This window comes from Bradyrhizobium sp. SZCCHNRI3043, from assembly GCF_032377735.1.
In the GTDB taxonomy this organism is placed as follows: domain Bacteria; phylum Pseudomonadota; class Alphaproteobacteria; order Rhizobiales; family Xanthobacteraceae; genus Bradyrhizobium.
Genome location: NZ_JAUHID010000004.1, coordinates 377,516 through 400,507 on the forward strand (window position 1 = coordinate 377,516; position 22,992 = coordinate 400,507).

The following is a 22,992-nucleotide window of genomic DNA, read 5'->3' on the forward strand; positions in this document are numbered from 1 at the left end:
GTCTTACCGGTCGGCTGAATTGACCGCTTGGCGGCGCGACGAACGCGCGGCCGGTGGCTTTGTCGCGCGCTCCAGCGCGTGAATGACGCGCGGATCCTCGCAATGCGCGACGTTGAAGCGCATCATCGTGGCGGCGGATTGCGCCGCGCTGAAGACGTCGCCGGGCGCGAGCACCACATGTTCCTCGAGCGCGGCCTGGGCCACCTCGATCGCCGTGCAGCCGTCCGGCAACCTGCACCACAGATGAAAGCCGCCGCGCGGCATCAGCCAGGGCGCGATGCCGATGCGCTGCAGCCGTGCAGCCACGCGCGGCCGCGCCCGCGCAAGCCGAGCGCGCAGCTCCTCGATGTGCTTGCGGTAGCTGCCGCTGGTCAGCACCTGGGTCAGTGTCTCCGCGGCGAACTGTCCGGGGCCGCCGAAGCCGGTCGCGATCTGCAGGTCGATCAGCGGCTCGATCCAGTCGGCGCGCGCGGCGATGTAGCCGCAGCGCACCGAGGCCGACAGCGTCTTGGAGAAGCTGCCGACCAGGATCACCCGCGCGAGCCCGTCGAGCGCGGCGAGCCGCGGCGATGGTTCGGGTTCGAAATCGCCGTAGATGTCGTCCTCGATGATGATCGTGTCGTGCGCGGCGGCGGCGTTGAGCAGCCGGTGCGCGGTCTGCAGCGACAGGGTCGCGCCGGTCGGATTGTGCAGGCCGGAATTGGTGATGTAGAGCCGCGGGTGCTCGGCTGCGAGCATCGCCTCGAACCGCGTGACGTCGGGTCCGCCCGGCGTCATCGGCACGCTGACGATCCGTGCCTGATGCGCGCGCAGCAACGCAAGGAAATTGAAGTAGCAGGGATCGTCGACGAGCACGGCGTCGCCGGGACGCAGCAGCATGCGGCAGATCAGGTCGATCGCCTGCGTGCCGGACGAGGTCAGCACCAACTGCTCGCTGAACGCGTCGATGCCGAGGCCGGCAAGGCGGCCCTGCAGCAGCCGTCGTAGCGCCGCCGATCCTCGCGCCGCGCCGTAGTCGCTCAGCACTGGGCCGCCGCCGCGCGCCAGCGTGCGGACCGCGCGCCGCAGCGCGTCCTGCGGCATCCACTCGGCCGGCAGCCAGCCGCAGCCGGGCGTCAGCGTTCCCGGCCCGGCGTCGAGCGACTGCCGCGACACCCAGAACGGATCGACCGCGCGCGGCCAGCGCGGCTCGCGGTCGGCGAGGGCCAGCGGCGGCAGCGCCGTGTCGGCGACATAGAAGCCGGAGCCGCGCCGGGCCCGGATGACCCCCTCGGCGGCGAGCCGGTCATAGGCCTCGACGACGGTGGCCGGCGAGACGCCCATCGCCGCGGCGAAGGCGCGGATCGACGGCAGGCGCTGGCCGACGTCGAGCGCGCGCGTCGCCAGACGCTGCCGGATCGCATCGACCACGGCGGTGGTCCGCGTGCCGTCTCGGCGGGACGCGAGCGTCCTTGATTCCAAAGTGTATTGCCTCCTGCATCAGTACAGAATGTCGAGATTGTATCGGTCTGTGACTGCCGCAACAAGCCCGATCCGGCTATGGGATCTGCGAGGAGGAGCCGTGCATGAAGGGATCGATCGAAGGTTGGGGGAGCGGCATCGTCGGCATGACGATCTTCAGCGGCTCGCTGCCGGCCACGCGGGCGGCGCTGGAGGGATTTGCGCCGCTGTTCCTGACGGGCGCACGCGCGACGCTCGCGGCCGTGCTGGCTGCGCTTTGTCTTTTGCTGTTGCGGCAGCCGCTGCCCGGCCGGCGTGATCTGGTGTCGCTCGGGATCGTATCGCTCGGTGTGGTCATCGGCTTTCCGCTGCTCACGGCGCTCGCGCTCCAGCACATCACCTCGGCCCATGCGATCGTGTTCGTCGGTCTGCTGCCGTTGTCGACCGCCTTGTTCGGCGTGCTGCGCGGCGGCGAGCGGCCGCGGCCGTTGTTCTGGCTGTTCGCAGCCCTTGGCGCTGCGGCGGTCTCGGGCTTCGCCCTGTCGCAGGACGGCGTCGCGGCGCCGATCGGCGATCTCGCGATGATCGCCGCGATCATCGTCTGCGGCCTGGGCTATGCCGAGGGCGCCATGCTCACGCGCCGGCTCGGCGGCTGGCAGGTGATCTCGTGGGCGCTGCTGTTGTCCGCACCGCTGATGCTGTCGATGGCGGTGCTGACGCTACCCGGCGCGTCACATGACATCACGGCCGCGGCGTGGCTAGGCCTCGCCTATGTCTCCGTCTTCAGCATGTTCATCGGCTTCGCCTTCTGGTACCGCGGGCTCGCGCGCGGCGGCACTGCGACGGTGGGCCAGCTGCAATTGCTGCAGCCCTTCCTCGGCCTCGGTTTCGCGAGCCTGCTGCTGCATGAGCCGGTGTCGGCCACGATGATCGCCGCAGCCGGAATCGTCGTCGTCTGTGTGGCGATGGCGCGCCGTTGGGCGTAAGCCGTCAGCGGCTATTTGCGGTGGTAGAGTCCGGTGAAGCTGACGCCGGCACCGCCGCAATCATTGTTGTCCTCGACCAGCAAAAGCGCGCCGATGCGCTGCAGACGCACGCGGCACTCGTCGCCGGCATTCGGCCGATCGAACGGCGTGCTGCCGTCGTCGACGAAGGCGATGAGGCCGCCCTTGGGCTCTGCCGTCGCGCCGAGCGATCCGTTGCGCAACTCGCGACCGGCCGGCAGCACCTGATCGCCTTCGATCCTGAGCCGGTTGCCGGCCGCTTTCTTGATCGTCAGTCCCCCTCCCGGATGCTCCCAGCTTCCGGCCCAGTCGGACATTGCCGGCGCGGCCATCGGCGCGACGGGGGTGAGGGCTGCGCGCGGCAGCCAGCCGGTGGTCCAGATCTGGGCCCTCGCACGCGGCGCCTGGTAGCTGACGCAGACGAAATCGCCGTGGGTCCTGCCGACCAGCACGAGGTCGTCGCCGACGAGGTACGCCTTCTTCCGGCAGGCCTCGGTCGCGGCGGGACAGCCTGCGGCCTTGAAGTCATCGTCATAGGGGCTCTTGACGAAATTCACGCGCGGCTGGCCGCTCACTTTGGCGACGACGAGTGGCCGCGCATCGTCCCAGCCGATGCCATTGCAATTGGCGGGATCGTTGGCGTCGTAGGCAGCCGCCGCCGTGACGGTCAGGACGCCGAGGATCAGTCCGATGAAGGCCGCGCGCATCCGTCATTCCTCTCCACGCTTCGCCAGCATTAGCCGACGTGGGAAGACGACCGGTTCAACGCGCCCCGACGTTTCGTCTATCCCGCGGCGATCTTTTGGCGGCTCCGACCGCAGCACGCTGCATGCGTCGTCTCGTCGGCGTCGGGCCTTCACATCACCCCGATGCTCTTCAGGCTGGTGTGGCCGTTCTTGCCGACGATGATGTGATCGTGAACCGTGATGCCGAGCGGCTTGGCGATCTCCACGATCGTCTTGGTCATCCGGATGTCGGCCTGCGACGGCGTCGGATCGCCCGAAGGGTGATTGTGCACCAGGATGATCGCAGTGGCCGACAATTCGAGCGCGCGCTTGATCACCTCGCGCGGATAGACCGGCGTGTGATCGACGGTGCCGGTCTGCTGCACCTCGTCGGCGATCAGCTGGTTGCGCTTGTCGAGAAACAACAGCCTGAACTGCTCCTTGTCGGCGAACGCCATGCTGGTGCGGCAATAGGTGATGACGTCCTGCCATGACGCCAGCGCGTGCTTCTGCCGCACCTCGCCCTTGGCGATGCGGTGCGCGGCGGCGGCGATCAGCTTGAGCTGGGTGATCGAGGCGTCGCCGACGCCGTCGATCTCGCGCAGCCGCGGCTCCGGCGCGTGGATCACCTCGGCGAACGATCCGAACGTCTTCAGCAGCGCCTTCGCCAGCGGCTTGACGTCTCGCCGCGGCAGCGCGGCGAACAGCACCATCTCCAGCAGCTCGTAGTCGTTGAGCGCGTCGGGGCCGGCGCTGTGGAAGCGCTCGCGCAGCCGCTGCCGGTGGCCGTGATAGTGCGGCGTGTCCGGCGGCGTATCGTTGGGAGGAGGGGCTTTCTCGGGCATCGGCGTCAGCATGCCGTGATGCCGCATTTTTGCAACCTCGAAGTGCTCGCGCGCCGCAGGGCGCGCCTTGCTGGGCCGCGCGCCCGGTCAGCACGAGGATGAGGCCGATGATGAGCGAGAACGCTGTGGGGTAGAAGGTGAGCGCAACGCCGAAGGCGCGGCCCGCCGCGCCCCTGGCATAGCCGAGCCAGAACAGCAGCCGCCCGAGGCCGAACAGGATCACGAGCGTGAGCAGCACCGGACGACGTCCTTCTCGTCCGTCGGGCGATCCTGCTTATGGCTGCAGACTGCCGATAATGGCTTCGATGCTGGCGAGGACGGGCCTCTGATCGCCGGCGAACATCCAATGGTCGGCGCCGTCGAACTCGACGAAGCGCGCGCGGCGGATATGGCTGGCGAGATGCCGCCCCGCCCCGACGAGCACGGCGCGGTCACGGCGTCGGTGCAGCACCAGGGTCGGTGCAGAGACCCGGGCGAGCAGGTGGCGGACGTCCATATCCCTGAAGGCTTCGAGCAGGCCCTTGATGGCGCCGGGGCTGGATGCCGCGCGAAGCAGTCCGGCCCACCAGGCCCGTGCCTGGGGATCGCCGGCCAGGCTCGGTGCGAACGTCTCGATGCCCGCCGGTCCGCCCCATTCGGCCACGAGCTGTCGCAGCCAGATGCCGTACTGGCCGGCCTGCAGCGCATGCGGATAGTCTGATGTCGCGCTGCCCTTGGCCAGCGAGGCGAACAGGATCAGCCCGGCGACACGCTCGGGATGGTCGGCCGCGAAGGTGATGCAGGCCGGTCCGCCCTCGGAGGCGCCGAGCAGCACCGTGCGCCGGCTGCCGGCGGCGTCGAGCACGGTCGCGATGTCCCGCGCCGTCGCCTCCACGCTGGGGCTGAAACCGACCCGGTCGGAGAGCCCGATGCCGCGGCGATCGAACAGGATGAGGCGGCCGATTCTGGCGAGCGCGGACAGCAAGGCCCGACAGCGCGGCTCCTCCCAGATCCGCTCGACATGCGAGACGAAGCCGGGCAGCAGCAGAATGTCCAGCGGACCGGTGCCGTAGGTCTGATAGGCCAGATGAACGCCGTCGCCCAGGACATAGCGCGTCGGCGGCGCGCTCTCGCCTTGCGCCGCGACGCCCTGCGTCAGCAGCGCCAGCGTATCCGGTTCGGGGGAGACGCCGAGCTCGTCGCGCAGGCGCTGTGTCAGGGCGTCGAGATGACGCTCGGCGGCGGCGCGGTCGCCGGCCAGCAGCAGGCTGCGGATCAGGGCGCGGCCATAGACCTCGCTGAGCGGATCGAACGCGACGAGGCGCCGGGCGTGGGCCGCCGCCGCGGCATGGTCACCGGCCGCGCTGCGATCCTGCACCACGCGCTCCAGCGCCTGGACCGCCCGGCCGCGCAAGGCTTCGCGCCGGAAGAAGGCCCATTCCTCGAACTGCGGACAATCGCCGGGCGTGAAGCCGTCGAGGAAGTCACCTGCATAGAGGCGGCAGGCCAGCTCGAATTCGCCGCGGTCGCAGGCCGTTTCGAACAGCCCGGATTCGACCTCCAGCTCGACCGCGGCCGCCCACCGAATCGTCGCGCGATCGATGGTGAGGCAGCCGACGCCGAGCGTGAGCTGGAGCCGGTGCAGCAGGCGGCGCAGCCGCGCCCGCGCCACCTCCTCGGAACTCTCGGGCCAGAGCATTGTCGCCAGAACGTCCCGCGCGACGGGGCCCTTGGCCTCCGCCAGATAGACCAGCAGAGCGAGGCCCTTGCGCAGCGACAGCGGGCATGGCTGGCCGTCGCGATGCAGCTCGGGAAAGCCGAATGTCCGGACGCGGAACTGAACCATTGTCGTGCGACCTGCATGGCTGCGTCCGGGGGACGCTCGGGGGACGGTCGATTGGTAAGGCTCAGGCTCGCGCGGGACGTGAACGATCCCAGGATCGGGCGTCTCGATCACGGCCATGCCGTCCTCGATGCAACAAGGAAACATTCATGTTCGGACGTCTCCTCATCATGCTCTACGCCATCACGAGCTATGCCGTCTTTCTTGGGTCGTTCGTCTGGGCGGTCGGTTTCGTCGGCAATTACAACTATCTCACGGCCAAGTCGATCGACGTGGGCGTGTCCGGCACCGTGACCGAGGCCGTCGTCGTCGACGTGCTGCTGCTGGCGCTGTTTGCGGCCCAGCACAGCGTGATGGCGCGTCCGGCTTTCAAACGGTGGTTCACGCGCATCATTCCGGCGGCGGCCGAGCGTAGCACCTATGTGCTGCTGTCCAGCGTGATCCTGCTGCTGCTGTTCTGGCAATGGCGTCCGATCCCGATCCCGGTCTGGCGCGTCGAGGGCGTCGCCGCGGCCGTGCTGACCGGCGTCCACTGGCTCGGCTGGCTCATCGCGCTCAGCTCGACCTACATGATCGATCATTTCGATCTGTTCGGCCTGCGGCAGGCCGTCCTCGCCCTCCGCGGCACCGATGCGACGGCGCAGCCGTTCAAGACCCCGCTGCTGTATCGCCTGGTGCGCCACCCGCTGATGCTGGGCTTCCTGCTCGCGTTCTGGGCCACGCCGGAGATGTCGGTCGGTCATTTGCTGTTCGCGGTCCTCAGCACGGCCTACATCCTGATCGGGCTGCAGCTCGAGGAGCGGGACCTGATTGTCGAGTTCGGCGAGAGCTATCGGCGCTACCGCCAGCGGGTGCCGATGCTGCTGCCGCGGCTGATCGGCGGCCGGCGCACCGAAGAGACCGAAACGTCAGCGCGTGGCATGCGCTAGCGGCCTCGATTGCCTGCTCCCTCCGCTCCGGCTTGGGCGATGCAGCGCCCACGTAGACGTGAATTGGTGCGGGGGACCTCAGCACCTATGTCGGGCTTGAATGCTGCGATGCAAAATCACAGCTCGACAGCCTCTGTTCTCATAAGGCCCTATGGCCTGCCGTTTCCGCCCGAGAGAGATCCGCGTTGACCACCATCACGTCCGATTCCGGCGACTCGCTGTCCGCCTGGATCACGCTGCTATTGGCCTTTTCCTGCGGGCTGATCGTCGCCAACATCTATTATGCGCAGCCGTTGATCGGGCCGATCAGCGCCGACCTCGGGCTGCGGCCGCAGCTCGCGGGACTGCTGGTGACGATGAGCCAGATCGGCTACGGCGCAGGTCTCTTGTTCGTGGTGCCGCTCGGCGACCTCATCGAGAACCGCAAGCTCGTCATCGCGACCATCATCGTCGGCGCCGCCGCACTCGGCTGTGCGGCGCTGGCGACGAGCCCATCGACCTTCCTGCTTTCGGCGCTGCTGATCGGCTTCGGCTCGGTCGCAGTGCAGATCCTGATCCCCTATGCCGGGCACATGGCGCCGGAGGCGATCCGCGGCCGCACCGTCGGCAATGTCACCACCGGCCTGATGCTCGGCATCATGCTGGCGCGGCCGCTCGCGAGCTTCGTTGCGGCGCATGCCTCCTGGCACGTCATCTATGCGGCCTCGGCGCTCGCCATGCTGATCCTTGCCGTCGTGCTGCGCCTGGCCCTGCCGCCGCGTGAGCCGCAGGCGCGGCTGAGCTACGGCCAGCTGCTCGGCTCGATGGTCGAGCTCTATCGCGACACGCCGGCGCTGCGCCGCCGCGCGCTGTACCAGGCCGCGCTGTTCGGCGGCTTCAGCGTGTTCTGGACCACGTCCCCGCTGCTGCTGGCCGGACCGAATTTCCGGATGTCGCAGACCGGCATCGCCCTGTTCGCGCTGGCTGGCGTCGCCGGCGCGATCATGGCGCCGGTCGCCGGCCGCATCGCCGACCGCGGCTGGACGAGGCCGGCGACGGTTGCGTCGATGCTGCTGTGCGCTGCCGGGTTCGCGCTGACACTGTTGGTCCCCCTCGGAACGACTTGGTCGTTGATCTCGCTGGTGATCGCCGCCATCGCGATCGATTGCGGCGCGCAGCTCAGCCTCATTCTCGGCTATCGCGTGCTGTTCGTGCTCGGCGCAGGCCAGCGCAGCCGACTCAACGGGCTCTACATGACCACCTTCTTCGTCGCGGGCGCAGCAGGGTCGGGCCTCGGCGCGTGGGCCTATGCGCATGGCGGCTGGACGGCCGCCGCCGCATTCGGCACGGCGCTGCCGCTCGCCGCGCTGGCCTATCAGTTCACCGAACCGGATTGATCAGAACGGGCTGCGCCTCAGCCCGGGCACCAGCGCCGCCAGCCGGTCCTTGATCCACGGCGCCGGCGGCAGCTTGCCGGTGGGCATCTCGACCGCGGCGGCCGGGTTGCGCCTCACAGCCAGCGTCAATGTTGCGAGATAATGGTCGCGCTCCTCCTTCACCGCGCAATGCGCGCGGTGATCGGGATCGGCCTCGGTCGCGACGCGGTCGTTGGCGTTGATGACGAGCCGCTGCTTAGGCCGTCCGGTGTAGTCGGGCACGTTGGTGTAGATGAACTCGTTCAGCGCCTCGGGAAAGAAGGTTTGTCCGGTCAGCACCGTGGCCTCGTCGACAAACACCCTGAAGTGGATGTGCGTGGCGCGGCCGGCATACCAGCCGGGATAGATCGTCCTGAAGCCGGCCCAGCCCGCGGCATCGGCCATCTGCGTGCCGCGCAGATAAGTCTTGCCGCTCTGGTCGAGCTTGTGATTGTCGCTCTGACCGGGATAGCCCGAATAGATGCCACGGGCGTCGCAGTGCCAGACGTCGACCCGCGCGCCAGGGATCGGTGCGCAGGAGCCGGCCTCGATGACGCGAAGGCGCAGCCTGAGCGGGACGCCCGGCCGGTCCTCGGCGATCTCGGCGCGCACCAGCTTGGGATCGAGATAATAGGGTCCCGACTCCGACTGCGGCGTCAGGATGCAGGCATCGTCGGCATTCGCCGATGCAGGAACTGTCCCCGACGCGGCGCGCGCCGGCGGCGTCAGCAGCGCTGCGCCCGCGGAGAGAAGGCCGAGAACGCCACGGCGTGTTGCGATGGTCAGAGCTGCCTCCCGCAATCGCATGCGATGGAGCCGGCAGTCGATCAGCCGGACATGGCAACAATCGGACGCCCTGCGACCATTCGTCCAGGGAGCCCGCTCACACCTGCGTCAGCGGCTTCTCGCCATGGCGCTCCGACAGCGTGAAGATCTCGACGCCGTCGGCGGTGACGCCGACCGAATGCTCGAACTGCGCCGACAACGAGCGGTCCCGCGTCACCGCGGTCCAGCCGTCGGACAGGATCTTCACATGCGGCTTGCCGAGATTGATCATCGGCTCGATGGTGAAGAACATGCCGGGCTTGAGCAGCACGCCCTCGCCGGGCCGGCCGACATGGATGATGTTCGGCTCGTCGTGGAACAGCCGGCCGAGGCCATGGCCGCAGAAGTCGCGCACCACGCTCATGCTCTGCGGCTCGACGAAGCTCTGGATCGCATGGCCGATGTCGCCGGTGGTGGCGCCGGGCTTCACCGCGGCGATGCCGCGCATCATCGATTCGTAGGTGACCTCGATCAGCCGCTCGGCCTTGCGCGCGATCGGGCCGATCCCATACATGCGGCTGGAATCGCCGTACCAGCCGTCGACGATGAAGGTGACGTCGACATTGATGATGTCGCCTTCCTTCAGCGGCCGGTCGTTCGGCATGCCGTGGCAGACCACGTGGTTGATCGACGTGCAGGTCGAATAGCGATAGCCGCGATACATCAGCGTCGCCGGATAGGCGCCGTGGCTGAAGGCGAAGTCGCGGACGAAATCGTCGATCCGCGAGGTCGGCACGCCCGGCTTGACGATGTCGGTGAGCGCATCGAGGCACCTCGACACCAGCGCGCCGGCCTTGCGCATGCCGGCAAAGCCGCTCGGGCCGTGCAGCTTGATCTGGCCGTTCTTGCGCGCAGTGGTGTCGGTCGCTTCGATATAGTTCATGGGCCTGTTTCGTTCTCAGGGGTGTCGCGGGGTGATCGCCTAATTTAATGATCGTGCCGGCCGGTGCAAGCCGGGTGTGCACGGCCGGATCTGCCGCCTAGCCGGTCGGCACCTCCAGCGTGGTCTCCACCGGCAGCGCACCGCCGCGAACGCGAAGCTCTCGCACCGGATACGGCACCCTGATGCCCTCGCGCTTGAAGGCCTCCCACAGCGCCAGCATCACCTCGCTCTTGACGCTGTCCATGTAGCTGGGGTCGGCGATCCATGTGGTCAGCGAGAACTTCATGCCGGCCTCGGTGAACTCGGTCAGCAGGCAGTTCGGCGCCTTCGATTTCAAGGTGCGCGGCGTCTCGGCCGCGATCTCGGTGGCGAGCTTGCAGACGACCCGGGGATCGGCGTCGTAGTTGGTGCCGAAATTGACCTTCACCAGCGTGTTCTTGTCGGTGTAGGTCCAGTTGGTCACCTTCTGGGTGACAAGGTCCTCGTTCGGGATCAGGAACTCGCGGCCGTCGCCGGCGGCGACCGAGATGTAGCGCGTGTTCATCGCGCTGATGCGCCCCGAGCTGTCGCCGATGGTGACGAGATCGCCCGGCTTCACCGATTTGTCGGCCAGCAGGATGATGCCGGCGACGAAATTGGCGACGATGCGCTGCAGGCCGAGGCCGATACCGACACCGGCGGCGCCCGAGAAGATCGCGAGCGCCGACAGGTTGATGCCGACCGCGCTGATCGCAATCGCGACGCCGAGGATCATCAGGCCCATGCGGACCATCTTGATCAAGAGCACCTGGATGGACGGTGTCAGGTCGGTCGAGCGGGTGATGCGGCTCTCGACGAAATTGCTGGCGATGTTGGTCAGCCACAGCACCGCGAGCAGCAGCACGCCGAGCTTGATCACCAGCAGCGGCGTCAGCCTGAGGCCGCCGAGCACGACCGAGATGGAATCGAGCGCGTCGACCACGTTGTCGAGCTGGCCGATGATGCTGAGCGCGGCGACCAGCCAGGCCGAGATCGACACGATCTGCACGATGAAGGTGCTGCGGATCACCGAGGTGATCAGCCGGATCACGAGCCAGGCCAGCGCCAGCTTGAGCGCGACGGCGAGCAGGTAGCTGCGGCTCGGCCAGGTCCACAGCAACATGCCGGTGCGGGCGATCCGCATCAGGATCACGAACACGACCGTGGCGACGCTCTCCAGCAGCACCCGTAGCAGCTGCCGCAGCGGGCCCGGCCAGCCCATCGCCAGCGAGGTCATGTCGATGCGCGCGCGCACGGCGGCGCGTGCCGCAAAGGCAATGCCGGCGCCGCTCAGCACCAGCCCGAGTTGAAGATAGAACCACGGCGAGGTGACCTCGGCGCCGATCGAGCGGCCAACGGTCTGCAGGAATTCGAGAACGTCTTTCAGGTCGAGGTCCATCAGCGGGGTCTCGGAGGGGAACAGTGGCGCGGGTTGGCGGGGTCAGCGGGATTTAGTTCGTTTTCGTCACGGGCGATTGCCGCGAAATATACCCCGAACACGGCCGAGGATGGAAAAATGGGCATATCGCCGCGATAGGAGCAAATCCGGTTGGCGTGCAAGTGTGGCGACGATAAGGATGTAAAACTCGGATTCATCAGCGTTTTTTCATGACATCCCTCGACGCCGTCAGCATTGCCATCCTCCTCGGTGCGGTCCTCGTCATGGCCGGTATCCTGTCGAGCCTGCTGGCGCTGCGCTTCGGCGCACCGCTGCTGCTGGTGTTCCTGGTCATCGGCATGCTGGCGGGCGATTCCGGCCCTGGTCATATCGAATTTCAGGACGTCCGTACCACCTATCTGGTCGGCTCCGTCGCGCTGGCGCTGATCCTGTTCGACGGCGGCCTGCGCACGCGCTTCCAGAGCATCCGCACCGTGCTGGCGCCCTCGATGGTGCTCGCCACCGTGGGCGTGCTGATGACCGCGTTCATCACCGCGCCGGTGGCGAAATATGCCCTCGACCTCGGCTGGACCGAGGCGATGCTGGTCGGCGCCGTCATCGCCTCGACCGATGCCGCGGCCGTGTTCCTGCTGGTGCACGCCCAAGGCCTGCGGCTGCGCCCGCGCGTCGGCGCCACGCTGGAGGCGGAGTCCGGCAGCAACGATCCGTTCGCGGTGTTCCTCACGCTGATGCTGGTCGAGCTGATCTCGGTCGGTCACGGCTCGTTCGGACATTTCGCGTTCGAGTTGGTCCGCGAAGCGGTGCTCGGCACGCTGTTCGGCATCGTCGGCGGCCGCCTCGTCGTCATCGGCCTCAACCGGGTGGCGCTGCCGCAGGGTCTGCACGCGCCGTTCGTGACCACGGCCGCTTTGGTCATCTTCGGCATGGCGCAGATCGCCCACGGCTCCGGCTTCCTCGCGGTCTATCTCGCCGGCCTCATCGTCGGCAACCGTCCGACCCGCGCGCACAACTCTGTCGTCACCTTCCTCGATGCCGCGACCTGGCTCGCCCAGATCGTGATGTTCGTGCTGCTCGGGCTGCTGGTGTCGCCGCAGCGGCTGCTCGACAGCCTGCTGCCGGCGATCGCTGTTGCGCTGATGCTGATGCTGGTGGCGCGACCTGTCGCGGTGTTTCTCTGCCTCTATCCGTTCCGCTTCAACTGGCGGGAGAAGGCGTTCATCGCCTGGACCGGCCTGCGCGGCGCGGTCGCGATCTTCCTCGCCTCGATCCCGCTGCTGGTCGGGCTGTCCAAGGCCTATCTCTATTTCGACGTCGCGTTCGTGGTCGTGATCATCTCGCTGCTCGCGCAGGGCTGGACGCTCGGCGTGGCCGCGCGCAAGCTGCACGTGGCGCTGCCGCGCACCGATCGGGGCCCGCGCCGCATCGAGCTCGATCTGCCCGGCCAGCTCGAGCAGCAGCTGGTCGGCTATTCGATCCGCTCCAAGAGCCTGTACTTCCGCCGCGGCCTGATCCCGTCCTGGTCGAAGCCGACGCTGGTGATCCGCAACGAGCAGATTCTGGCGCCGCCCGAGGCCGAGCCGATCGCTCCGGGCGACTATCTCTATCTGCTGGCACCGCCGGAAAAGGCCGAGTCGCTCGACCGCTTCTTCGTCGACATGCCGCCGTCGGCGGCGCCCGACCCGCATCTGCTCGGCGACTTCATGGTCTCGGCCGAGCATACGCTCGACGAGGTCGCCGGCATCTATGGCATCAAGCTCGACGAGGGCGAGGACAAGCTGACGCTCGCCGACTATTTCGACATCCATCTCGACAACGCGCCGAAGGAAGGCGCGACCGTGGCGCTCGACACCATCGTGCTGGTCGCCCGCTCGATCTCCGGCGGCCGCGTCAACGTGGTCGGCCTGCGCCTACCGGAGGACGAGGAGGATGTGCCGGTGCTGACGCGCAAGGAGCGGATGAAGCGCAGGCTGGCCAGTGTCTGGTCGTCGGTCGCGGGGGTGTGAGCGTCATTCTGCCGCCGGCAGGACGGCGATCGAGATCGTATTCTCCGGCGCGCCGCTGACCTGCAGCACGAGGGGCTGCGATCTCAGTTCGTACTTCATGGTCTTGCGGATGCCGTCGCAATCGGTGGCGCCGCTGAAGCCGGCCGGCTTGAGGATCTTGCCGTCCTGCACGACGTCGATCCAGGCCGCGGCCGACAGGCTGATCGTGTAGACGCCGGCCTTTGGCGCCGCGGTGATCCGCGTGAGGCCGGCGAAAGTGCCGTCCTTGGGCGCGCGTTCCGGCGGCATCGCCAGCTTGGCCTCAGCCGTCGGACGCAGCTCCAGCACGATGCCGGTCGCAGGAATGGCGGCGATCTCCACACCCGATGCGAGCTTCTGGCGGTCAGCCGAGGTCAGCGCGGCGCGCTCGCGCGCGATGTCCCATTTGAACTTGTCGCAGCCGATCGGTTCGGCGGCGAGCGCGACCGTGCTGGCGGCCAGCGTGAGGAGGAGGGCAGTCGCGGCGGGACGGATCAGGATCATGACGGACTCGCTACCGTTACGCCGGGCAGCGGCGCGCGGCATCTCGATACCGAGATAACAGGAGGTGGAGGGACCGTCATCCCCTTCGATCGTCGCGCTGACGGCGCGAGCGACGTCATCTTAGAGCGATCCAGCCGTTACCGCGACTCCTTCGTCGCGTCGGCTTTCGGCCGCATCAATTCTTGGCGTCCGGCGCATGCAGCACCGTCCGGCAGCCAGGCGGCAGTTGCGCCATCGTGATCGGTTGCGGCGGTTTGGGCGGCTCTTTCGGCGGCGGCGGATGCAGCACCGCGTCCGAGAACCAATAGTCGAGGTCACCGCAGCCGTCGCCGCCCTCCTGGTCGGTCTGGCCATGACAGTCCGGGTTGCCCGGCGGGCACACCATGCGGATGTGGAAATGATAGTCGTGGCCCCACCACGGCCGCACTTTGGTGAGCCAGCTGCGGTCCCCCCTCGCGTCACGGCACAGCGCCTTCTTGATCGCGGCGTTGACGAAGATGCGTTGCACCGACCGCTCCTGCGCGGCGGTGCGGATCACGGCGAGGTGACCCTTCGTGAACACGCGCGGATCGACGTCGAGGCGATCGGGCCGCACCATCATGACCGCCGACATCTCCTCGCGCTCGTTGCGCGACAGCCGATGGTCGGGCATGGGCGTCAGCCAGATGTCGGCGTCGAGCCCGATCTGATGGCTGGCATGGCCGCTCAGCGCCGGCCCGCCGCGCGGCTGGCTGATGTCGCCGACCAAGATGCCGGGCCAGCCGGCATCCTTGTGCGCGCGGGTCGCCAGCCGTTTCAGCAGCGCGATCAGGTTGGGATGACCGAAATTGCGGTTGCGCGACAGCCGCATCACCTGCCAGCCCTCGCCATTGATCGGCATTCGCTCGGCGCCGGCGATGCAGCCGCGATTATAGGTTCCAATCACCTTGGTCGGTTGCGCCGAGGGCAGGATCCTGCGGGCGAACAGCTCCTTGGCCGGTGTATCCGGATCGTCCGGATGCGCCAAGGGCGGCAGGGCCTTCGGCTCGACGCTGCCCTTGTCCTGGGCACGGGCCGGAGCCGTCGCGGCAATGACGGCCGAACTGATGATGGCGACCAGAATCAGGCGGACATGCATGGAGCGAGTGTAGCGGCTGCCGACCGGTCGAGATGCCCAATTCTGCGTCAACGTCAGGCATTCGAGCCACTTTAACCTGATTTTAACCCTGCTGCCGGATTGGCGGAACAGGCTGAACACGGCTCAATTGCGTGAGTTCGTTCGGTAAATGAACACCACGTGCGGGGCCATTGCACGGTATGCGGGTCTTTTTTGGTCTGCGGCAACCGACGTCACTTATCGCTGGTTGTACCGCAGCCCTTGGTTGATCCTCCGCGCAAGTCTCAGCTCTCCAAATACGCGAGTGCGTCTGCCTGTTCCCGTAACCAGTGGCTGTCGTGCCCCGCATCAAGATACCATTTTTTCAGAAACGTGGCCGAAAACTGCTCGTCGAGAAGGAGAGTGAGGCACGCAATGCGGCCCGTTCGGCCACCCACGGCAAAAAAGCGCAATCGCGTGCCAAGCGCCCGCGATGCAATTCACCCGGTCAAGCCGAGCCCGAAATTGCGGCGGCACAACCTGCGCAACCTCGGCCCCGTCGATGAGATCGCGGGCAATTGCGCCGAAGTGGCGATGGCGGAGGCGAAGAAGGCGCATGATCGTCTCATCGAAGCGATCGACATTCTTCCCGAGGGTATCGTGTTCCTCGACGCCGACGGCCGCTACATTCTCTGGAACAAGAAATACGCCGAAATCTACAACCGCAGCTCGGACCTGTTCGAAGCCGGCGCGCGGCTGCAGGACACCATCCGGGTCGGCGTGGCGCGGGGCGATTATCCGGAAGCCGCCGGGCGCGAGGAGGAATGGATCGCCGAGCGGCTGGAGAGGCTGTTCCAGCCGAGCGGCCGCCACGAGCAGAAATTGTCCGACGGCCGCACCATCCTGATCGAGGAGCGCCTGACCGGCGATGGCGGGATCGTCGGCCTGCGCGTCGACATCACCGAATTGAAGCAGCGCGAGGAGTCGTTCCGCCTGCTGTTCGACGGCAATCCGGTGCCGATGATCGTCTGCGCGACGGATGATGGGCGCGTGCTCGGCGTCAACGAAGCGGCGGCCCAGCATTACGGCTATAGCCGCGCCGCCTTCGAGCGGCTCGGCATCCGCAACCTGCAGGCCTATGAGAGCGAGCCGCCCTGGGCCGGCGAGCAGTCCGGCGAGGAGCAGGCGGCGCGCACCTGGAAGCATGTCCGCGCCGATGGCGCCCTGATCGATCTCGCGATCTATTCACGCCATCTCGTCCACAACAGCCAGCCCGCCGTGCTGCTGGCGCTTATGGACATCACCGAACGCAAGCGCGCCGAGGCGCGGCTCGCCTTCCTGGCCCAGCACGATGCACTGACCGGCCTGCCGAGCCGCAACCTGCTGCGCCAGAAGATCGATGACAAGCTCGCCCAGATGCGGCGCGGCTCCGAGAAAATCGCCGTGCTGGTGCTCGGCCTCGACAATTTCAAGTCGATCAACGACACGCTGGGCCACGCCGTCGGCGACCGGCTGCTGCGCGGGGTCGGCAAGCGGCTGCGCTCGATCCTGCGCCAGGAGGACATCGTCGCCCGTCTCAACTCCGACGAGTTCGCGGTGGTGCAAGGCGGGCAGGCACGGCCGGAGGATGCGGCCCAGCTCTGCCGCCGGCTGTTGCAGGCGATCGCCGATCCTTATCTCATCGACGGCAGCTCGGTGACGATCGGCGCCACGATCGGCATCGCCATGGCGCCGAACGACGGCGACGATGCCGAGAAGCTGCTCAAGAACGCCGACATGGCGCTGTCGCGCGCCAAGAACGAGACGCGCGGCACCTTCAGCTATTTCGAACCCGGCATGGATGCCCGCGCGCAGAGCCGGCGCAAGATCGAATCCGAGCTGCGCGAGGCCATCCAGCGCGACGTGCTGCAGCCGCATTATCAGCCGCTGATCGACCTCTCGACCGGACGCATCACCGGGTTCGAGGCGCTGGTGCGCTGGCCGCATCCCGAGCGCGGCATGATCCCGCCGTCGGAGTTCATCCCGGTCGCCGAGGACACCGGCCTGATCTCGGCGCTTGGCCGCGCGATGCTGCGCCAGGCCTGCAGCGACGCTGCAAAATGGCCGGACGACGTCCGCGTCGCCGTGAACATGTCGCCGCTGCAGTTTCGCGTCGGCAACGTGCTGTCGCTGGTCATGGACGTGCTGAAGCAGTCGGGCTTGCCGCCGAGCCGGCTCGAGCTCGAGATCACCGAGACCCTGGTGCTTGAAAAGAGCGGCCAGGTGCTGGCGACCCTGCATGCGCTACGCGCGCTCGGCGTCCGCATCTCGATGGATGATTTCGGCACCGGCTATTCCAGCTTGAGCTATCTGCGCAGCTTTCCGTTCGACAAGATCAAGGTCGACCAATCCTTCATCCGCGATCTCGCCGCCAATCGCGAGGCGCAGGCGATCGTCCGCTCGATCGTCAGCCTCGGCAAGGGGCTCGGCGTCATCATCACGGCCGAGGGCGTCGAGACCGAGGCGGAGCTCCGCTGTCTGCGCGCCGAGGGCTGCCATGAAGGGCAGGGTTATCTGTTCAGCCGGCCCCGGCCCAATGTCGACATCGTCCGGCTGTTGCAGGCGCAGCGAGATGCCATGGACGGTGCCTCATCTGGCAACGCGCTGGTGGCTTGAGCGAGCGACGCTGGCTGATGTCGGGCGCGCCTCGAAGCGCCGGCGATACGCCGCGGGCGATGTTCCGACGATGCGACGGAAAGCGACGCGAAACGTTTCGAGCGACCGGTAGCCGCACTGCGCCGAGATGTCCGCCAGGGAGAGCGTCGCAGTCTCCAGCAGCTCCCGCGCCCGCGCCATGCGCTCCTGCTGCAGCCAGGCCGCAGGGCTCGCGCCAGTGCTGTCCTTGAACGACCGCAGCAAGGTGCGCTCGCTCATCCCGGCGCGTTTTGCCATCGCGCTGATCGCAATCGGCTGCGCCAGTCGCGCCCGCGCCCAGTCCATGACCTCGCCGATCGTCCGTCCCGGGCGCGCCTGGACCGGTGCGACGACGTACTGCGCCTGCCCGCCGTCCCGGTGCGGCGGCATCACCAACCGCCGCGCAACGGTGTTCGCAACCTTGCTGCCGAAATCACGCCGGACCAGATGCAGGCAGGCGTCGATGCCCGCCGCGCTGCCGGCCGAGGTGATGACGTTGCCCTCGTCGACATAGAGCGTGTCCTCCTCGACCTGAATGCGGGGGTAGAGCCGCTTCAGGTCGGGGATGTGCCGCCAATGCGTCGTGGCGCGTTTGCCGTCCAGCAGGCCTGCGGCTGCGAGCACGAACACGCCGGAGCAGATCGACAGGCATCGCGCGCCGCGCGCAGCCGCCTGCGAGATGGCGCGCAGCAGGCGCTCGGGCGGCCGCTCGGTGCGATCGCGCCACCCCGGCACGATGATCGTGCGGGCGTCCTTCAGGCGCGCGAGCGGCGCGCCGGCCTCAACGACGATGCCGCCGATCGCGCGTGACCGCCGTCCCTCGGCCGAGACCACCTTGAACCGATACCAGGAGAAATCGAACTCCGGCCGCGGCAGTCCGAACACTTCGACCGCGATGCCGAACTCGAACGTGCACAGCCCGTCATAGGCAATGACGGCGACGAGGCCGGGATCCTGACGATGGCTGCTGGCTGCGGCTGGCGGCATTGGCGGAAACTTACCGGACTTTGTCGGATCCGTCACTTGGGGCGCCGGGCATCTCGGGCGAGATTCGGGCCTGTTTACATCACTGCATGGAGACCCAATGACCACGCATGTCACCGAAGTGCCCGCCGCTCCCTCAGCGCTGGCGCTCCAGCATTTCGAGGCGATGCTCGGATTCGAGACCGATTGCTGGGACGTTCACGAGAGCCTCCGCGCGGCCGCTCTGGACTTCATCCTGGTCGACGTCCGCGGCCCGGCCTCGTTCGCGAAGGGCCACATCGCGGGCGCCATCAACATTCCGCACCGGACCATGACCGCGGAGCGGATGGCAGAGTATCCGAAGACCGAGCTTTTCGTCGTCTACTGCGCCGGTCCGCATTGCAACGGCGCCAACCGGGCGGCCATCCGCCTCGCGCAGCTCGGGCTGCCGGTCAAGATGATGATCGGCGGCATTGCCGGCTGGCTCGACGAGGGCTTTGCGCTCACGCCGGGCGGCTGAGCGCAAGCGGCCCGCCAGCTACGCGGCCTTGCGCAGGCCGGCGAGGAAGGTGTCGACGCTCTTGAACAGGTCGTTCGCACGCTTGCCGAGGTCGCGCGTGGCGACCATGACGTGGTCGGCGAGCTGGCGTGACTGCTCGGCGGCGTCACTGGCGCCGACGACGTTCTGCGACACCTCGTTGGTGCCGGACGCCGCCTGCTGGACGCTGCGCGCGATCTCGCGCGTCGCCGAGTCTTGCTGCTCGACGGCGGCGGCGATGGTCGCGGCAATGCCGCTGATCTCCTGGATCGTTGTGCTGATGCCGCCGATGGCGGTCACGCAGTCGGACGTCGCGGCCTGGATCGAGCTGACCTGGCCGGCGATCTCTTCCGTCGCCTTGGCGGTCTGGCCGGCCAGCTCCTTGACCTCGGCGGCCACGACCGCGAAACCGCGGCCCGCCTCGCCGGCACGCGCCGCCTCGATGGTCGCGTTGAGCGCCAGCAGGTTGGTCTGGCTCGCGATCGCGTCGATCAGGCGCAGCACGTCGCCGATCCTCTCGGCGGCTGCGGCGAGGCTGCCGACCATCTCGGTGGTCTGGCGCGCCTTGACGACCGCGGCATCGGCGACCTTGCTGGAATGCGCGACCTGGCGGCCGATCTCGGTCACCGAGGAGGCGAGTTCTTCGGAGGCCGCGGCGACGGTCGACACGCCGCTCGAGGCTTCCTCGGACGCGGCAGCGGCGGCCGCTGCACGCTGCGAGGTGCCGTTGACGCTGACGGTGATCTCGTGGACGACGCGCTCCATGTCCGCCGTGGCCTTGGCAACCGAGGACACCACGCCCTTGACGTCGGCCTCGAACCGGTCGGCCATCTGCCGCTGCAGCGCCTGTTTCTCCTGCTCGGCGCGGTGTTGCGTCGCCTCCTGCGCCTCGCGCAGGCTGGCCGTCTCGATCATGTTGCGGCGGAACACGTCGACCGCCTGAGCCATCGTGCCGAGCTCGTCCTTGCGCTGGCCGCCGGGGATCGCGACCTCGGTGTCGCCGCTCGACAGCCGGTGCATGACGGCGGTGATCGCGACCAGCGGGCGCGAGATGCCGCGGGCGACGAACAGCGCGACGATGACGGCGAGCAGCAGGATCACGACCGTGCCGATGATCAGCTGCTGCTGCGCGCTGCTGGCTGCGGCCTCATAGGCCGTGGTGTCCTTGATCAGCTCGAGCACGGCGATCGGGTCGCCGGCGTAGTTCCTGATCTGGCCGGCATAGACCGCGGCGGGCTTGCCGGCCAGGGTGGCGTCGCGCAGCAGCGCCGTGCCCTTGAACACCGCGAGCACCTCGTCCGAGGTGGCGACGACATCGTCGCCGAACGTCGACGACAGCCGCTTCGGCTGCCCGTTGTCGATCCAGTAGACCGCGAGATCGATGCCGAAGCGCTGCTTGGCGCGGTCGACGAATTCTTTGCCGAAGGCGGCGCCGACGTCGACGGTCGCGATCACCTTGCCGTCGCGCATGATCGGCGTCATCCCGAAGATGCCGAGCGACAGCCGGCTCTGCTCGACGCCGGCGATCAGGCGGCCGGTCTGGTTGGCCTGCACCACGGTGATGCGGCGCTTGGAGGTGTCGTCGCCGAACACCTTGGGCTCATGCACGCGATAGAAATTGGTGGCCGGCGGCGCCCATACGTTCACCAGCGGAATGCCTTGCGCCTTCAGCGACGTCATGGCGCCGCCGAGCAGGGCGCCCAGCGCGTCGCGGTCGCCCTTGAGGTAGGCATCGGCGATCGGCGGCAGCGCCGCCAGGGTGGAGCTGACCGCCAGCGCGGCGCGGCCTTCATAGTCGATGCCGGCCGACACGCTGTCGAACTGCAGCTTGAGTTGCTGCTCCAGCGCCAGCCGGGTCAGGGCGCGCTGCTGGATGACGGAGAAGGTGCCGAGCACGGCACAGGCGATGGCGACGGTGAGCGAGAGCGCGACGATGAGGCGGGCGGAGATGGACCGGAGGCGGGACATTCGGGGCATTCCTTGCTTTGCAGCAAGGGTCCCAGAATACCATTAAGGAACGGATACCGTAGTTGCACGGGAGCGCTGGTTCCGCTTTGGAATCCGGATTCTCCTCAGTCTATCGTGCTGATGAAACCGGAGAGGGGCAGACCCGCGCCTCAGCTATCCACCTTGAGGGCGGCGATGAAGGCTTCCTGCGGGATGTCGACCTTGCCGAACTGCCGCATCTTCTTCTTGCCTTCCTTCTGCTTCTCCAGAAGTTTTCTTTTACGCGTGATGTCGCCGCCGTAGCACTTGGCGGTGACGTCCTTGCGCAGCGCGCGCACGGTCTCGCGCGCGATCACCTTGCCACCGATCGCCGCCTGGATCGGGATCTGGAACATGTGCGGCGGGATCAGATCCTTCATCTTCTCGACCATGGCGCGTCCCCGGCCTTCGGCGCGGGTCCGGTGCACCAGCATCGACAGCGCATCGACCGGCTCGTTGTTGACGAGGATCTGCATCTTGACGAGATCGGCCGGCTTGTAGTCGGTCAGGTGATAGTCGAACGAGGCGTAGCCCTTGGAGACCGATTTCAGCCGGTCGTAGAAGTCGAACACCACCTCGTTGAGCGGCAGGTCGTATTTGACCATGGCGCGGCTGCCCACGTAAGTGAGCTCCTTCTGATTGCCGCGGCGGTCCTGGCAGAGCTTGAGCACGCTGCCGAGATATTCGTCAGGCGTCAGGATGGTGGCCTCGATCCACGGCTCCTGGATCTCGGCGATCTTGACCACGTCGGGCATGTCGACCGGGTTGTGGATCTCGATCTCCTCGCCGTCGGTCAGCTTCATCTTGTAGATGACGCTTGGCGCGGTCGCGATCAGGTTGAGATCGAACTCGCGGGAGAGGCGCTCCTGGATGATCTCGAGGTGCAACAGGCCGAGGAAGCCGCAGCGGAAGCCGAAGCCGAGCGCGGCCGACGTTTCCATCTCGAAGGAGAAGCTGGCGTCGTTGAGGCGGAGCTTGCCCATCGCGGCGCGCAGGGTCTCGAAATCATCGGCATCGACCGGGAACAGTCCGCAGAACACCACGGGGATTGCCGGCTTGAAGCCCGGCAACATCTCCGTCACCGGCTTGCGGTCGTCGGTGATGGTGTCGCCGACGCGGGTGTCCGCCACTTCCTTGATCGCGGCGGTGATGAAGCCGACCTCGCCGGGGCCGAGTTCGTCGACCTGGGTCATCTTCGGCGTGAAGAAGCCGACGCGCTCGACGTCATAGGCCGCACCCGTGCCCATCATGCGGATGCGCTGGCCTTTCTTCATCACGCCGTCGACGATGCGCACCAGCACGACGACGCCGAGATAGACGTCGTACCAGCTGTCGACCAGCAGCGCCTTCAGGGTGGCGTCGCGATCGCCCTTCGGCGGCGGCAGCCGGGTGACGATCGCCTCCAGCACGTCGGGAATGCCGAGGCCGGTCTTGGCCGAGATCATCACGGCATCGGAGGCATCGATGCCGATGACGTCCTCGATCTGCTGCTTGATCTTCTCGGGCTCCGCCGCCGGCAGGTCGATCTTGTTGAGGACCGGGACAATCTCGTGGTTGTTGTCGAGCGCCTGGTAGACGTTGGCGAGCGTCTGCGCCTCGACGCCCTGGCTGGCGTCGACCACCAGCAGCGAGCCCTCGCACGCCGCCAGCGACCGGGAGACTTCGTAGGCGAAGTCGACGTGGCCGGGCGTGTCCATCAGGTTGAAGATGTAGTCCTTGCCGTCCTTGGCGCGGTAGCGCAGGCGCACGGTCTGCGCCTTGATGGTGATGCCGCGCTCGCGCTCGATGTCCATCGAATCGAGCACCTGCTCCTTGCCCGCCATCTCGCGGTCCGACAGCCCGCCCGTCATCTGGATCAGGCGGTCGGCGAGCGTGGACTTTCCATGGTCGATATGGGCGACGATGGAGAAGTTGCGGATGTTGGGAATGGGGACGGTCGTCATGGGTC

General features: G+C 67.5%; 18 protein-coding genes. 6 read left to right on the forward strand and 12 right to left on the reverse strand.

Annotated features, from left to right (window positions below; genetic code table 11):
* Positions 1 to 3 precede the first annotated feature (3 nt).
* Entirely contained in the window at positions 4 to 1,410 is a 1,407-nt protein-coding gene (locus QX124_RS12760; protein ID WP_315797332.1) for a PLP-dependent aminotransferase family protein, read from the reverse strand.
* A gap of 155 nt (positions 1,411 to 1,565) precedes the next feature.
* Between QX124_RS12760 and QX124_RS12765 the strand changes: the two genes are divergently transcribed.
* Complete coding sequence (locus tag QX124_RS12765; RefSeq protein WP_315753878.1) at positions 1,566 to 2,426, forward strand: DMT family transporter; 861 nt, start codon at positions 1,566 to 1,568, stop codon at positions 2,424 to 2,426.
* Between the two features lie 11 nt (positions 2,427 to 2,437).
* Here the strand turns inward: QX124_RS12765 and QX124_RS12770 are convergent, their stop codons facing one another.
* The 3 genes from QX124_RS12770 to QX124_RS12780 form a co-directional block, all read right to left on the reverse strand.
* Entirely contained in the window at positions 2,438 to 3,151 is a 714-nt protein-coding gene (locus QX124_RS12770; RefSeq protein ID WP_315797333.1) for a hypothetical protein, read from the reverse strand.
* Positions 3,152 to 3,300: 149 nt separating this feature from the next.
* Entirely contained in the window at positions 3,301 to 4,014 is a 714-nt protein-coding gene (radC, locus tag QX124_RS12775; protein ID WP_315735722.1) for a RadC family protein, read from the reverse strand.
* Positions 4,015 to 4,288: 274 nt separating this feature from the next.
* Positions 4,289 to 5,839 (reverse strand): alpha/beta fold hydrolase, encoded by a 1,551-nt coding sequence (locus tag QX124_RS12780; RefSeq protein ID WP_315797334.1) that lies wholly within the window; start codon positions 5,837 to 5,839, stop codon positions 4,289 to 4,291.
* Between the two features lie 146 nt (positions 5,840 to 5,985).
* Here QX124_RS12780 and mddA point away from each other — a divergent pair, with 146 nt between their 5' ends.
* Positions 5,986 to 6,765, forward strand: coding sequence for a methanethiol S-methyltransferase (mddA, locus tag QX124_RS12785; protein WP_315797335.1), 780 nt, complete (start codon positions 5,986 to 5,988; stop codon positions 6,763 to 6,765).
* A gap of 185 nt (positions 6,766 to 6,950) precedes the next feature.
* Positions 6,951 to 8,141 carry an MFS transporter gene (locus QX124_RS12790; RefSeq protein WP_315797336.1) on the forward strand — a complete coding sequence of 397 codons (1,191 nt, stop codon included), beginning with the start codon at positions 6,951 to 6,953 and terminating at the stop codon, positions 8,139 to 8,141.
* Here QX124_RS12790 and QX124_RS12795 read toward each other — a convergent pair whose 3' ends face one another.
* The 3 genes from QX124_RS12795 to QX124_RS12805 form a co-directional block, all read right to left on the reverse strand.
* On the reverse strand, positions 8,142 to 8,945 hold the full coding sequence (locus tag QX124_RS12795) for an intradiol ring-cleavage dioxygenase (protein ID WP_315797354.1): 804 nt from the start codon (positions 8,943 to 8,945) through the stop codon (positions 8,142 to 8,144). It abuts the gene before it with no gap.
* Positions 8,946 to 9,042: 97 nt separating this feature from the next.
* A complete protein-coding gene (gene map / locus QX124_RS12800; protein ID WP_315773590.1) occupies positions 9,043 to 9,867 on the reverse strand; it encodes a type I methionyl aminopeptidase in 825 nt (274 codons plus the stop codon).
* 97 nt (positions 9,868 to 9,964) lie between these two features.
* On the reverse strand, positions 9,965 to 11,284 hold the full coding sequence (locus tag QX124_RS12805) for a mechanosensitive ion channel family protein (RefSeq protein WP_315735015.1): 1,320 nt from the start codon (positions 11,282 to 11,284) through the stop codon (positions 9,965 to 9,967).
* Between the two features lie 209 nt (positions 11,285 to 11,493).
* Here QX124_RS12805 and QX124_RS12810 point away from each other — a divergent pair, with 209 nt between their 5' ends.
* Positions 11,494 to 13,287 (forward strand): potassium/proton antiporter, encoded by a 1,794-nt coding sequence (locus QX124_RS12810; protein ID WP_315797337.1) that lies wholly within the window; start codon positions 11,494 to 11,496, stop codon positions 13,285 to 13,287.
* Between the two features lie 3 nt (positions 13,288 to 13,290).
* On the opposite strand, the gene QX124_RS12815 is transcribed toward QX124_RS12810, so the two are convergent.
* Both QX124_RS12815 and mepA read right to left on the reverse strand, forming a co-directional pair.
* Positions 13,291 to 13,809 (reverse strand): hypothetical protein, encoded by a 519-nt coding sequence (locus QX124_RS12815; RefSeq protein WP_315797338.1) that lies wholly within the window; start codon positions 13,807 to 13,809, stop codon positions 13,291 to 13,293.
* Between the two features lie 175 nt (positions 13,810 to 13,984).
* Positions 13,985 to 14,926, reverse strand: a complete 942-nt coding sequence (gene mepA / locus QX124_RS12820; RefSeq protein ID WP_315797339.1) for a penicillin-insensitive murein endopeptidase — start codon at positions 14,924 to 14,926, stop codon at positions 13,985 to 13,987.
* 393 nt (positions 14,927 to 15,319) lie between these two features.
* Here mepA and QX124_RS12825 point away from each other — a divergent pair, with 393 nt between their 5' ends.
* Entirely contained in the window at positions 15,320 to 17,539 is a 2,220-nt protein-coding gene (locus QX124_RS12825) for a putative bifunctional diguanylate cyclase/phosphodiesterase (protein ID WP_315797340.1), read from the forward strand.
* On the opposite strand, the gene ftrA is transcribed toward QX124_RS12825, so the two are convergent.
* On the reverse strand, positions 17,513 to 18,544 hold the full coding sequence (gene ftrA, locus QX124_RS12830; protein ID WP_315735007.1) for a transcriptional regulator FtrA: 1,032 nt from the start codon (positions 18,542 to 18,544) through the stop codon (positions 17,513 to 17,515). The genes QX124_RS12825 and ftrA overlap by 27 nt on opposite strands.
* Positions 18,545 to 18,641: 97 nt before the next feature.
* Here ftrA and QX124_RS12835 point away from each other — a divergent pair, with 97 nt between their 5' ends.
* Positions 18,642 to 19,040 (forward strand): rhodanese-like domain-containing protein, encoded by a 399-nt coding sequence (locus QX124_RS12835; protein WP_315797341.1) that lies wholly within the window; start codon positions 18,642 to 18,644, stop codon positions 19,038 to 19,040.
* Between the two features lie 18 nt (positions 19,041 to 19,058).
* On the opposite strand, the gene QX124_RS12840 is transcribed toward QX124_RS12835, so the two are convergent.
* Both QX124_RS12840 and lepA read right to left on the reverse strand, forming a co-directional pair.
* On the reverse strand, positions 19,059 to 21,026 hold the full coding sequence (locus tag QX124_RS12840; RefSeq protein WP_315797342.1) for a methyl-accepting chemotaxis protein: 1,968 nt from the start codon (positions 21,024 to 21,026) through the stop codon (positions 19,059 to 19,061).
* A gap of 149 nt (positions 21,027 to 21,175) precedes the next feature.
* Positions 21,176 to 22,987: a translation elongation factor 4 gene (lepA, locus tag QX124_RS12845; RefSeq protein ID WP_315775624.1), complete on the reverse strand. Its 1,812-nt coding sequence runs from the start codon at positions 22,985 to 22,987 to the stop codon at positions 21,176 to 21,178.
* Positions 22,988 to 22,992 lie beyond the last annotated feature (5 nt).

Bases quoted from the DNA above. Each gene is read 5' to 3' on its own strand.
- ftrA (WP_315735007.1), bottom strand. From the start codon at position 18,544: ATGCCGCCAGCCGCAGCCAGCAGCCATCGTCAGGATCCCGGCCTCGTC.
- mddA (WP_315797335.1), top strand. From the start codon at position 5,986: ATGTTCGGACGTCTCCTCATCATGCTCTACGCCATCACGAGCTATGCC.
- QX124_RS12825 (WP_315797340.1), top strand. From the start codon at position 15,320: ATGCGGCCCGTTCGGCCACCCACGGCAAAAAAGCGCAATCGCGTGCCA.
- QX124_RS12765 (WP_315753878.1), top strand. From the start codon at position 1,566: ATGAAGGGATCGATCGAAGGTTGGGGGAGCGGCATCGTCGGCATGACG.
- QX124_RS12810 (WP_315797337.1), top strand. From the start codon at position 11,494: ATGACATCCCTCGACGCCGTCAGCATTGCCATCCTCCTCGGTGCGGTC.
- QX124_RS12770 (WP_315797333.1), bottom strand. From the start codon at position 3,151: ATGCGCGCGGCCTTCATCGGACTGATCCTCGGCGTCCTGACCGTCACG.
- map (WP_315773590.1), bottom strand. From the start codon at position 9,867: ATGAACTATATCGAAGCGACCGACACCACTGCGCGCAAGAACGGCCAG.
- QX124_RS12815 (WP_315797338.1), bottom strand. From the start codon at position 13,809: ATGATCCTGATCCGTCCCGCCGCGACTGCCCTCCTCCTCACGCTGGCC.
- mepA (WP_315797339.1), bottom strand. From the start codon at position 14,926: ATGCATGTCCGCCTGATTCTGGTCGCCATCATCAGTTCGGCCGTCATT.
- QX124_RS12805 (WP_315735015.1), bottom strand. From the start codon at position 11,284: ATGGACCTCGACCTGAAAGACGTTCTCGAATTCCTGCAGACCGTTGGC.
- QX124_RS12780 (WP_315797334.1), bottom strand. From the start codon at position 5,839: ATGGTTCAGTTCCGCGTCCGGACATTCGGCTTTCCCGAGCTGCATCGC.
- QX124_RS12840 (WP_315797342.1), bottom strand. From the start codon at position 21,026: ATGTCCCGCCTCCGGTCCATCTCCGCCCGCCTCATCGTCGCGCTCTCG.
- QX124_RS12835 (WP_315797341.1), top strand. From the start codon at position 18,642: ATGACCACGCATGTCACCGAAGTGCCCGCCGCTCCCTCAGCGCTGGCG.
- radC (WP_315735722.1), bottom strand. From the start codon at position 4,014: ATGCCCGAGAAAGCCCCTCCTCCCAACGATACGCCGCCGGACACGCCG.
- lepA (WP_315775624.1), bottom strand. From the start codon at position 22,987: ATGACGACCGTCCCCATTCCCAACATCCGCAACTTCTCCATCGTCGCC.